This is a genomic window from Bacillus sp. TH30, from assembly GCF_016650875.1.
Lineage (GTDB): Bacteria > Bacillota > Bacilli > Bacillales > Bacillaceae_G > Bacillus_A > Bacillus_A mycoides.
The window spans coordinates 20773-32989 of sequence record NZ_JAEKEY010000001.1 but is presented as its reverse complement, the minus strand read 5'-3'; the positions used below and the strand labels follow the sequence as shown (position 1 = coordinate 32989).

The window sequence follows — 12217 nt, the reverse complement described above, 5'->3', positions numbered from 1 at the left end:
TCATTATTTTTCATACTTTGGATAAGCTGTAATAACCTCTCCAGTGTTCGGTTGACATTTCATGACTATCATGGAACCCGTAATAGGATCTCTTCCTTCCCATGTCTCTGTCCCATTTGATGAACCAATTTTTCTTGCAACATCATAGCTTCTGCTTATTACATCAACCACTTGTTCTTGTGACCAATCTTTTGGAAACATAGTGCTTTCTTTTCCTTGCCATTTATTCCATTTTGTTTCTCTCAACCATATTTTTGCTTTGTATACACCATTTTTACCGGGAGGGGCATAATTCTCATCTTTTTCAGTCAATGGTCGTACTGCACGTGTTTTATCTGATTTATCTTCAGGTGTTTTATCCTCTTCAACTTGCTCTAAATCAGATCCTGGTGTAATAGTATGCATACCTACAGGCTGTTCTTTTGTATATCCTGCCTTGGATATGCCACCTAAGAAAATATGAGCAATTGAACTCGTTGTGACATCCCTATCGTATAAGGATTGTGTACTCACTTGACCATTAAATTTTTTTAATTTGAATTTATTTTTGACTTTATCCAACAATCTTACTGGAATGACCGGATTCGCCTGTATCATGTCTTCTTCGATAAATTGTGTAACCTTATTTTTTTCATCTTTCATAGAACCTTCCTTTCTAATGATTCATAAAAGATACTATATACTCTCAAATATCGGATAGGCTGTAATAATCTCACCACTGTTTGGAGAACGCTCTGTCACAATTAAAGATCTAGTAATTGGATCTCTACCTTCCCATAATTCAATACCATTAGATGTTGCTATCTTTTTGCCTACGTCATAGCTTCTACTAATCACATCAATAATTTTCTCTGCTGACCAATCTTTTGGAAACATCGTACTCACTTTTTCTTTCCATGGATTCCATCTTGTTTCACGTAACCATACTATCGTTTTATAAACGCCATTTTTCCCTTGGTAAGCATTGGTTTCCCCTCGAGCCGCAAGACAATACTCTCCATAGCTTTCATCATTTGCCGCACAACATGCTCGGGTCTTATCAGATTTAAAGTCAGGTTCTTTGTGAGGAGCCACTAGTTCTAAATCAGATCCTGGTGTAATAGTGTACATCCCTACTGGATCCCCTTTTGTATTTCCTGATTTTGATATACCACCTAGAAAAATATTCGCTATGGAGCTTGTTGTAGCATCCCTATCGTATAGGGATTGCGTGGTAACTTGACCATTAAATTTTTTTAATTTAAATTTATTTTTGACTTTATCCAATAATTTCGGAGGGATTATTGGATTGTTTTTTGGCATTTTTGTCATTATATTTCTCCTTTGTATCTAAGAATCATTGATATAAAATAATTACATATATTTTTTTCACCTCCACTAATATTATTTAAAAAATCACTTTCAATTCACATTTTACCTTTTTTATCCATATCGCTTATTGAGAAAAAATATTTACAGCGTATTCTAATATTTAAAAATTCACCTTCAAATTTATAATAAAAAAAGAACTTGTAGAGATTCCTACAAGTTCTTTTTGACATAATGGTAATAACACAATTGATTTTTATTAGTTTGCTCTTTTTTAGTTACACTATTTCATTTTGTAGTTCCTTAAGCTTTTCAAAAACTTCAGGTTCCATTTGGTCTTTCAGATCATCAAGATCAAAACCTAATTTTTTCCCATCTAAATTAATTTCATAAGTACCAAGCCCCGTCTTAGCATCAAATGGCTTGTGTTCTTGAATTCCTTGTGAAGAAGGTTTATCTGTTATAGTGACACGGAATTTTGTACCAGTACCATAGAGATAGTCTGAAACTCCTTCAAAATGGATGGATTTATCTTTGTGATTTAATGAAATCCCACTTGGTAACGGATGGTATGATTGATAAGTATTTATAAATTCATATATATTACCAGTAAATATCGGCAATACTAACGATTGAATTTTCATCATTACATGACAAATACCAGATAAATCTGCTTTTAAACGGATAATTCCTTCTAATTGACTTCTTTCTAGTGCAGTATATACATATCTTGTAGATTTAGGAGGTACAACAACCGATTGGCTAGGGACTGTGTATGCAACAGATTCTTCGCTAGTTTGTCCTTTAGTAGTACTTGTACTCACTTCAAACGACATACTTGTTTCTACACCCATGCCAAAGATTTTCCCACCAATACTTATATTAACTCCAGCCGTTATTCCATTCGTTACTGAAAAAGTTGCAGAATCAGTAATTGTTTTAGTAAAAGAATCAGAATGTATTGTTTGAGTATCATTCGTATCATTCCTAAGGTCAGATTCTCCTATAAACATTGTACCTTGAGGTTTACTACTTTTAATTTCAAAACCATAACTTTCTGCATTTTCGATTGATAAACTTGTAGTAATTGCTTCAGTTATGAGTGGAGCATATGAAGGAGCAACCTTTTTTGCTAGTGCTACCAAATATGCATCTAAATCAAAAATTGCCATAAATATTAACCTTCTTTCCGTTTTTAATTTAACTTACTAAATCACTAGAGCATTGGAGTTAAAGAAGGGTTGATAGACAGGCTCATTTCATTAACACATCATAAAAATCCCATTTTTTGTATTGAGAAAACTTTAATAATTTCTTAGAAATTTTTACATAGCATATTAGGGATGTAAACAAATATTCAAAATGTTACTTTCAAATTTATAATAAAAAACAAAAAAAACTTGTAGAAATTACTACAAGTTCTTTTTGTGATAATGGAAATAATACAGCTGGTTCGTATCAATTTGCTATTTTCATACTTTTGTTAAACTCGTTTTCACTAAATGAACATTAAAAGAGTTTACTTTCAGTTTTTGTTTGAATTTCGAAATTGTAATTTAATCCCAGAGCGGCCCCTCATTCCCTGAATCGTTTCCGTACCCCTATATAACAAAAAAGCACGGCTATGATTTCTAGAAGCATTGAAAATATTCTATCGTACTAAATTAACTTTCATAAATAGAACATATAATAAAAGACCTGGCTACACAAAATAGAAAGGTCTAGATATAGTAAAATGAGCACCTTTGATATTTATAGGTACTTTTATTTAAATTCATTTCCACAAAATAACATGTAAAAAACAAAAAAAGCAAAAAGGACACTTTTTTTGTTTTTCTAGCTTCCCAGCACAAATTTGAAAAAAGATTTCAAGCTATCCTTCACTATCTTTAAATTTTCCTCTTAAATTCTTCTCAAAGATAACCCTATTATCTTCCATCTTATTATAAGTTTGAAATAAAGCTTCTCTTTTCTTTTTTCTTACCCTTGGTTCTGGAGGATAACATGATGGACATTTTGCAGCCCCTTCATGTCTAGCTTTGACCATTGCTTTATATTCATGTCCACACTTACCACAAACCCACCATGCTCTTTCGTTACATCTGGTAGATGTCTCCTCAGCTGTTGTTACACCATATACTTCTTTATTCTTTGTAGGATGCCATTCTTTTGCTATTTCTGGGTTATGAAGAGCAATTGACTGTTGATACTTTTCACACGTTCTACATCCCTTACCATTTTTCACTCTTAAATTTATTTTTTCTCTCCACATATGACCTTCTTTACAAACCCACATTACTTCTTCATTTGAAGTATAAATTGCCTCATATGGATTTCGGACTTTCTGCCGATAACATGTGTCAAAGATACAAAACTCCTTTGCTATCTCTGGATACATTGTTGCTAATGAGTTGTCTTTGCAAACTTTCTTATTTGAACAGTATGGACACACAGTTTTATCATGAAGTCTACTTCTAACAGACTCCTTCCACTCATGACCCCTACCACATATCCACCATCTAACATTCCAATTCTCTTCGTCAATCATCTCATTATCAGGTGTTACATCTGCATTTCTTTTGAAATTCCATTGCTTAGATAAACCTGGATCAATATCTCTAAGTGATTTAGCTTCTATTTTATTAACATTGTTTAATTTATCTAGCTGCTGCTTTTTCTTCATACACTTTGGACAAAGCTCATCTTCAACTTTCAGCCTATCACTTGGAGTTGATCCCCAAACATGCCCCTCAGAGCATTCCCACCAAATATATTCGTAACTTCCATATGTAATATCTTCAGGATTCAAGCGACCATTCTTGGTAGGATGCCATTCACTTAACAGCTTTTTAGAAAGATCTGTATTTATAAGTAAATTAATCATAGTATTCTCACCTCTACTTTTCTAATTCAATCCACCATTTGTCTGCGTTCAATTCTTCTGTAGTCATCTCATACTCATCTAATTTAACAATTTCATTTTCCCTATTAGGAAAGCAAGGCTTTACAAATATAGATGCATTTCTATAACTATAACTTTCACCTTTATACGCTTCAATTTTAGAAATCTCTAGCTTATAAACATATAATGGATGTGAATATATTTGTCCAACTTTAAAAGTTTTATCACTATTGTTTTCCGAAGAAATCTCTTCAACTTTCACTTTACTTGGAGGACCATGGAAATGACTATCCCACATTACGCTTCACCCTAACTTTAAATTTATTTAATTCTATTGTATCAGAATATTCATACGTGCAATTAGGCAAAAGGTATGATTTTCTCATTATTTTCATTTATTATAATAATGTAAGTTACAGATGTTAATGACTAAGTAGTTTAAATTTTCTTGTCTCAAATTCGAAAAGTTTAGACCTTCATGTCTCAGTAACGGGACATGAAAGTCTAAACAAAATTTAAGATAATGGCGATTTATCAATGTTGTTTCATGAGATTTTAGTTTAGAGATTTATGTCTTTCTACATGTAGAAAGACATGAAAATGGATACTTTTTAGACAAGAAAGTGGATATTACTATTCTTATCATTGTTTTAGGACAAGAAAGTGGGTACTTTTTTATAAAGGAATTGCTTTAGTTATATATATCTACGTGCATCTTTACCATGATTTTCAATAGCAAACTTATTAATTAAAAGAGAACTTTATTTCTGTATAGTTGTGTATAACGATTCTTTCTAAAATAAAAATACATCACTATTTAATAGTGATGTATTTTTATTAATGATAAGAGGCAATTGTGTAGTAATCTACTTTTACTAGTAAATATTGCTTCAAAGTTTGACGTTAATGTATTTAACTCTCTAAACCATAGCCTTTATCTAATAATTCATCATCACAAACTAATTTCATCTACATACAATGTATTTACTTGCTTCCTAAAATCACTTTCCATTGATCTAAAGATTTTGAGTGATTTGCACTTTCCATTTTTTTCAGTAATTGCTTAAATGTATTACTAGCTCTTTGACGCTCAGGGCTTTTAGCATTTCCTAAATAAGTATCTACATGTAATGACTGACCTGTGCTATCAGTAATTGGTTTTAAAACAGCCCTTTCAGCATGGCGACAGAAATGTTCAACCATTCCTTTATATGTTTTAGGTGTATGATTGGGAATCTTAAAAGCATCTATAGCCAACGATTCAAGATGGTATCCTGATAGTTGTCTTTGCTTAGGTAAAGCAGCATTAATGTTTTTCATTAACTTAATTAATGGAACAACCTTATTATGATTTAATTTATTAACATTAGTTAGTTTTTCTGCAAATTTACGTGGTCTTATAACGTTACTCCAATTATTTTCTCCAGGTCTCGGAATACGATAACCCGTTGCAGTTTTGATACTAGGTAATAACTGAATCTCATGACCAGATTTAAATTTTACAGTTATAGCTAATTTACCAATCTTCACTTCGGTTTTAGGTAATCTTTTTTCTATCTGCTCTTTAAAATGCTTGAGTACTTCTATTGGTTGCGCTTTGGCATAATTTGTGTTGTTAATTTGAACTAACATATCAACATCGCTTATCCCAGCTGAATAAGTATTTTTAATTACTGAACCACCAAACTTTAAATCAACAAAACCTTCTATATCTTTTTCAAGTGCATTTTTTATAGTTTCTAAGTGCCGATTAATCCCCTCAACATCTCGACTATTTACTTCCTGAAAATAGTCTTTAATGTACTGATTAATATCCATTTCAAATCTCTCTATCTCTAGTTGTTCTTGTTTTTCTTGTTCTAACTGACTAAGGGTCTTAGAAGGAATATTATTGCCTCCACTACCGCCCATTATACTTCCCCCTCTATTTATAATTTTGCATAATTACTTTAAGAATCCGTTTGATCTCTCGAAGTTCTGTAGCGCCCACCCCCAGTTCTTCCCAATCAGATGATTTTGAAAAGGAAATCATCTGATCTTTTAACTGCGATAGAACTCCAAGGTTTTCCACATAACTTAATACCTTAACTTCATTATCTAATTGATTCCAAATCCCCGAATATAATGCATGATGGTTTAAATATGTTGGCGTATTATTTTTAAATGAGAAGCGCAGCCAAGATAAGCCATCAAAAATATCAGCTCCACACAAAAAATACAATACGATAGATATAGGATCAACACACCCAAAAATATGGATAGGTGTCTCTAATCCTATTTTCATCAAAGCTCTTCTAATTTTATAAATGCTCATAGCCCGTTCAAATACAGAACCTCCCAGCTCTTTTTCTGTGAATCCTACTACATCAAAGGTAGAAAGAAGATTAATCTGTTTTGTTAAATTATCTACATCTATAAGTAACTCACCATAATTAAACGGTTTACATAAAAAATCGCTTGAAAATTCAGGGGATTTACTAAAACTCTCTTGCGCAAGTTCCACTTGTTCTCTTAGTGTATATACTTCTTTAGGATCAAAATTAACCAATAATATATCTGTAATAGGTTTTAATATTTTCACTTGACTTTCATATAATTCTACATTCCATTCTTTGGGTATGTACAAAGAATTATAAATATCAGAGATATCATGTTCATGATTGCTTTCATAGCCTCCACTATCTACAATTAAAATATCCGATTCATAAATTTGAGAATGCTCTAGATATTTATAGTACAAGTCATACACACTTATAAGAGAAGCCTCAGTTAATTTTTCTTTAAGATAACTATGAAGCTCTTTAACATGAGGGAATCCTTTACTTGAAAACGACGGAACAAGAATAGGCGTATCATAATCTATTTTTTTAATCTTTCGAATTTTGGATAGATGCTGATTCATTTAATATCCCCCTATCAATACATGAAAGACACTTTCCACAAGGTTCTATCTGTCCTAGTTCACAACTGTATGTCAACTGGATAGGTACTCCACTCTTCATAGCATATTCATAAACCTGGCCCTTAGCATACTTAAGAAATGGTGCTATTACTCTTGTAGCTCCTCCAAAATAACCATCAAGAATATTCTGAATATCTTCAATGAAGGTTGGAGAACTGTCATAGTATGGAGTGCCTGAGTGAATCCCAATAGAGATTAAGGATACAGGTACTTTAGTATGTCCACATCCTGCCAAAATAAAAAGGGCATTTCGACAATAGTATTCTCCATCATAATCACTAAGTTTAAATCCCAATTTTTTATGATGGAGCTTTATACCATAATGTTCACTTATTTGCTTTGCAGCTAAAAATTCTTGTTTATAACTTTTCTGCCCATAATCAAAAAAAATAGCTTCAATGGCGTCTCCTTGAGAAATATGATATCGTACTAATGCAGCAGAATCTATTCCTCCACTTAATAATATCAATGTTGAATAAGTAGAATTTTCTTTACTCATTTTAATTCTCCCTATCTTCATGATTTGTTACATCTGACGAAAAAAGTTGTTTAAATTTCATCTTAATAATATACAATCGTATGGACATATGAGGTGTTTGTTCAAGTTTTTTACTAATGTCAATTTTCATATACAATCGTTTCTTCTCTTTAAGAAAAACCTTATCAGGAATTATAGGTGCATTTTCATTAATTACAGTATATTCATTTACCAGCTGATTACAATCATCCTGTGTAAGAGTTTCATAGGTTTCCAAGTTACTTGCTGTTCGTATGAAAGTGGTTAGCTGCTTTCCAATTGTTTCATGAATGGCGGCCTTTTTCCCCAACCCCAAGTACTCTTCTAAAATAGTTATAATAAAGATTAGACCAGCGAAACTGCCAATAATTAACTTATAATTTCCATCAGTTAACCAAGGAAACCATGGGATAAACGTCTTATATTCTGCAAAAGTTAGGATAGCCGTTAAGGAAGAACCGATTAATGCAATCGTATGGAGCATTTTGTTCACTAAATTTGCTTTTCTACTTATACTTAAATGCATTTGTCGATTTTGTTCAGCTTTTTTCTTTAAATTCTTAATCTCTTTTTTCATTATATCCTGTGACATGGAAACACCTCATTATTCATTTCATAAAAATTATATCATTGTAATATGTAAAATTCTACCTATAAGTTTGTTTAGTAGGCAAGAATAATTTTACTAGAAAATAACTAAAACAATTTTAGCTCTATGTAATTTTAATATAGTCTTCTACTTTTCAGTAATAATTTATTTGCAATAGTCTTAAGCTTTTTAAGTTATTTTCACATTTGGGAGTTAAAACTAAACCATCAAAATGTTTTGCTATAGGTAAATCTACATGAAATTCAAGTGTAAATTGTTCTCCTAAGGAATCTCTAGATTTTTTAGCCGATTATGCTGTATTACAGGTTCGTTAAACCAGTCTAATGACGTGCCAGTATAAGGGGTGTTATCTGTCGTTTGTATCATTAGACTAATTTCATGCTTACACCAATAAGCAAATTGTACCTTCACACCTTTTTCTTTAGCCAATTGACTCCATTTCTCAACATGTTCATCCTATTTATCCCAGTGTTAGAATTCATGATTTGTCCCCCACGACCTTTTTTCGGCTATCATTTTAATCACGAGATAAGCATACACACTATTTTGTTAAATTTGGATGCTTCGCTAATGCGCTTTCTATTGACTCGGAAATTTGTTTCCATTAAGTTGTTTCGAGATAACCCCAAAAATATTTTGCTTACCAAGCATGTTTAAAACCATCAGTTAACTTCCAGTAGCATTCAACACCTGCAACTCCCCAGCGCCATCTTTTCTTGTGGAATAATCCGTATTTTCTGTCAGTGACAAATGAGCAAGTTGACATATTAGCTCTCCAAAACCATTATATTGACTGCCACCATGATTTTTTTAAAAAAGAAAGTATATATTTGGTGATTCATCTTCCTCCATTCATGTTAACAATTAAGTGTATATGCATTATTGTATCATAATTCAATTAATTCCCTTTTTTTATGTTTTTCATTTTAATGACAATATATATAGGTATAATTATCATCAATTAAATATAAATTGGTGTAATTATATTAGTCTAAAATTATTTTTTTATGTTTAATAAGCATATTAATTGATATAATACATATTAACAATTTAAATAAGGAATGATCCAATGCCATTTTTATACTCATCACCCATTACAAACAGAAATCGTTGTATAAATATAGAAACCTTTTAAAGAAGTATGATATTAATAAATATATATTAATACTTGATTCCAATATCTGCATCTATATAGAAAATTATTTTTTAGATCCTTTAAAAACTATTGATAGTTGGAAAAAAAGTAATGACTTAGAAACTTTAACTGACTTTTTTGATATGATAAAATTCATTAAGGAATTTAAGGTTTCATATAATACGGATCAAGCATTAAATGAAAGTTGTAGGGATATTTTAAATAATTATTCTTTAAACATACCTAAATTCGTAAAAAGAGTAGACTGTATTGAATATATATTATCAGATTTATCTGTATCACAAGTATTATATCCTACCGGAAAATTCCAATCTAATAATAACTTGAATTTCCTAAAGGAAATAATGGAACCTCTTTTTAAAGCTATTGATCCCCCCTATATCACTACAAATTTAATTATGTCGTATATATGTATTTTAAAGATAAAACAACTTATAGATGACAGAAAGCAAAAAAATTATGAGAAATTAAGAAGTTATTTTCAATTTATTACTGAGCAATTAGATCTTATAAGTCTAGCACACTTAGGAGTTGCCATTTTAATCTTTGGTGGCTTTAAACTAAGCAATGGAAAAGGTATGGAGAGTTTAATTCATATTAAAAAAAAGAAACATTTATCTAAAAGAGATTCTTATATTCACGGGATTTGGAACGCTGCTACTGATTTAGCTTGGGTTGTTAATGTATGTCGAGAAATCAAATATGATAAAATACCTATATTTGTGACTAATGACAGAGCACTAAATGAAGTAATGACTCGATATATTATTAATCCTAATATAAAAAAACAAGATAATGCCCCCTCCTTGCGGCATTTGATTATTCAAATGTAAAATTCGATATTAAATATGAAAAAGAATTGAAAAATATTGAAAAAGAATTAGATTCATTTCAAAATAAAAACCTACTACATAGGAGAATAAAATTAAATGAGGAAATAGAGAATGATGCCATTTTAAATAGGTTCTTAACAATTAAACAAGAATTAGAAACTCACCTTCCCTCAAATTAAATTGAATTTTTTATTAAATAAATTAAGAATGGCACACAACTTACATCTAGATATAAATAGTTTTTTTAGTCAGAAAGTATCCCCCTTGGTGTCTTAGTTTAAAAAAGTACCCATTTTCTTGTCTTGATATTTGGACAAGAAAATGGGTACTAAATGAACTGTATCCGTTAATAGTTCAGCATTTTATACTATAAAATTAGTTCCTACTTTCATGTCTTTTTACATTATAGAACTAGTATTTTTTCATACATTTTGTAATTTGTAGAACTTTATTAAACCAAATATCATAGTTTAATCTCGAAATCCCCTGTATCTTTATTAAGAATAGTAAACCCGTTTTTTTCATAAAACGTCATTAATCTGGAAGGACACATATTTGGATCAGAAATATTTAAAGGTCTTGCAGCACCAGTTATTTTTTTTACTTGTAAGTCGTTTCCAAATTCTAAAATGAAACGAAGTATCCAAGTACCAATACCCATATTTCGCTTACTATTTTCTAGTATTTCGATAGTACAAATGCGGAGCTCTTCTGAATCCCCATAATATCCAATCATAAACTCTGCTACCTTCTCGTTCTTAGTATGCATTTCATACTTTAAATAAGTAAGTAAATCATATGATCCATTTTGTTCAATTAATACTTCTCTTATTTTCCCTATAAATAAATCTTGTGTATTTAATGGAATTTCAGAGGATTCTACCTTTTTTGTAGTGAATTAGTAAATTTAGCTAACGAATGCATGCTATTTAATTTGGTTAATGAATCACTACGTGCTAATAGGCAGTATTTCGTATTATTAATAATCCCTTTTTTTATAGTTGTATAAATGTACTTAGATTCATCTAGATGAATCTTTTTTTCTTTTAATCCATTTAATTCAGAAGTTAAAGACAAAATTTCTTTTTCAAGATTTTTAGTTCGGTTTGTTTTATTAAAAAAGATGTCTATCCCTCCTTTTTTTATTAAACTCAAATGAAGCAGATCTATATCTCGATTATGGAAAATTTTGCGATGCGTTTACTTTATTGTAAACACAAATAAATCTTATAAATCGTTTATTTTATAATCCATTTCTCTTATTTCTTTATTAATATCTTTCGGCATAGTGGTAAAACATACTGATATATTTCTATTTCCTATAATTTTGTTAGCATAAGGTAAGAGTTTTTGTGCTTTTGCGTAATTTTCCAGACTGCGTTTCTCCCCTCTTTTATCATTATCCCTAAAACTGAGAAAATAAATTTTTTCATGTTCATTATCTTTGCTTGTAGGATATGAGTATGAGCAAACTCTTCTATCTAGGTTGTTTTGACTAGCTTTTGTTGGTATGGCAGCATTTAAGGCTTTAAAAAAGTGCCATGGATGAAAATCCCCATGTTTTGACTGATCAATTTCTAAAAAAATTTTTAGTTCATTGTACAAATTATTATCAAGTTTTATTGGTAATTCAAATGATTCAAATTGCTTCGTTTTTTTATGTTTTAGTGGTAATTCTATATACTCTCTGGTTCCTTTTTTAAATAATCCTAATACATATTCTTTGTCTGAGGATTCATTGTACTTCTTTTTCTTTAAATCTATGTAATCATATTTAAATATAGCGCATATTTGCAGATCATTTTTGTACTGAATTCCATTTATAACTTGGTAATCAAGCTGCTGTTTTAGCATTGAATGTGACAATGAAAAAAGTCTTGTTAGGTTAATTGTTTTTGACATATAATACTCCCCTTTAATTACTTACAT

General features: G+C 30.6%; 13 protein-coding genes. 1 reads left to right on the top strand and 12 read right to left on the bottom strand.

Annotated features, from left to right (window positions below; genetic code table 11):
- Positions 1–3: 3 nt before the first annotated feature.
- The 10 genes from JFU20_RS00190 to JFU20_RS30320 all read right to left on the bottom strand — a co-directional run bounded on the left by JFU20_RS00190 (position 4) and on the right by JFU20_RS30320 (position 9065).
- The gene (locus JFU20_RS00190) at positions 4–642 is read right to left on the bottom strand and encodes an EndoU domain-containing protein (protein WP_078205582.1); all 639 of its coding nucleotides are present in this window, start codon (positions 640–642) and stop codon (positions 4–6) included.
- A gap of 33 nt (positions 643–675) precedes the next feature.
- Positions 676–1311, bottom strand: a complete 636-nt coding sequence (locus tag JFU20_RS00185) for an EndoU domain-containing protein (RefSeq protein WP_078205583.1) — start codon at positions 1309–1311, stop codon at positions 676–678.
- Positions 1312–1586: 275 nt separating this feature from the next.
- Positions 1587–2480, bottom strand: a complete 894-nt coding sequence (locus JFU20_RS00180) for an ETX/MTX2 family pore-forming toxin (protein WP_201038162.1) — start codon at positions 2478–2480, stop codon at positions 1587–1589.
- 701 nt (positions 2481–3181) lie between these two features.
- Positions 3182–4192, bottom strand: coding sequence for a zinc-ribbon domain-containing protein (locus JFU20_RS00175; protein ID WP_078205584.1), 1011 nt, complete (start codon positions 4190–4192; stop codon positions 3182–3184).
- Between the two features lie 13 nt (positions 4193–4205).
- A complete protein-coding gene (locus JFU20_RS00170; RefSeq protein WP_078205585.1) occupies positions 4206–4508 on the bottom strand; it encodes a hypothetical protein in 303 nt (100 codons plus the stop codon).
- 686 nt (positions 4509–5194) lie between these two features.
- Positions 5195–6121 carry a CBASS oligonucleotide cyclase gene (locus JFU20_RS00165; RefSeq protein ID WP_078205586.1) on the bottom strand — a complete coding sequence of 309 codons (927 nt, stop codon included), beginning with the start codon at positions 6119–6121 and terminating at the stop codon, positions 5195–5197.
- Between the two features lie 13 nt (positions 6122–6134).
- Positions 6135–7112, bottom strand: a complete 978-nt coding sequence (locus tag JFU20_RS00160) for a hypothetical protein (RefSeq protein ID WP_078205587.1) — start codon at positions 7110–7112, stop codon at positions 6135–6137.
- Positions 7078–7671 carry a 7-cyano-7-deazaguanine synthase gene (locus JFU20_RS00155; protein WP_176127016.1) on the bottom strand — a complete coding sequence of 198 codons (594 nt, stop codon included), beginning with the start codon at positions 7669–7671 and terminating at the stop codon, positions 7078–7080. Before JFU20_RS00155 ends, JFU20_RS00160 begins: the two co-directional genes overlap by 35 nt.
- Before the next feature lies 1 nt (position 7672).
- Complete coding sequence (locus JFU20_RS00150) at positions 7673–8281, bottom strand: hypothetical protein (protein ID WP_078205589.1); 609 nt, start codon at positions 8279–8281, stop codon at positions 7673–7675.
- A 658-nt stretch (positions 8282–8939) separates the two neighbouring features.
- Positions 8940–9065 carry a hypothetical protein gene (locus tag JFU20_RS30320; RefSeq protein ID WP_274606569.1) on the bottom strand — a complete coding sequence of 42 codons (126 nt, stop codon included), beginning with the start codon at positions 9063–9065 and terminating at the stop codon, positions 8940–8942.
- A gap of 344 nt (positions 9066–9409) precedes the next feature.
- Between JFU20_RS30320 and JFU20_RS00145 the strand changes: the two genes are divergently transcribed.
- A complete protein-coding gene (locus JFU20_RS00145; protein ID WP_201038161.1) occupies positions 9410–10288 on the top strand; it encodes a hypothetical protein in 879 nt (292 codons plus the stop codon).
- Between the two features lie 463 nt (positions 10289–10751).
- Here JFU20_RS00145 and JFU20_RS00140 read toward each other — a convergent pair whose 3' ends face one another.
- Both JFU20_RS00140 and JFU20_RS00130 read right to left on the bottom strand, forming a co-directional pair.
- Positions 10752–11057, bottom strand: a complete 306-nt coding sequence (locus JFU20_RS00140) for an N-acetyltransferase (protein WP_201038160.1) — start codon at positions 11055–11057, stop codon at positions 10752–10754.
- A gap of 458 nt (positions 11058–11515) precedes the next feature.
- Positions 11516–12190 carry a DUF6037 family protein gene (locus JFU20_RS00130; protein WP_201038158.1) on the bottom strand — a complete coding sequence of 225 codons (675 nt, stop codon included), beginning with the start codon at positions 12188–12190 and terminating at the stop codon, positions 11516–11518.
- Positions 12191–12217 lie beyond the last annotated feature (27 nt).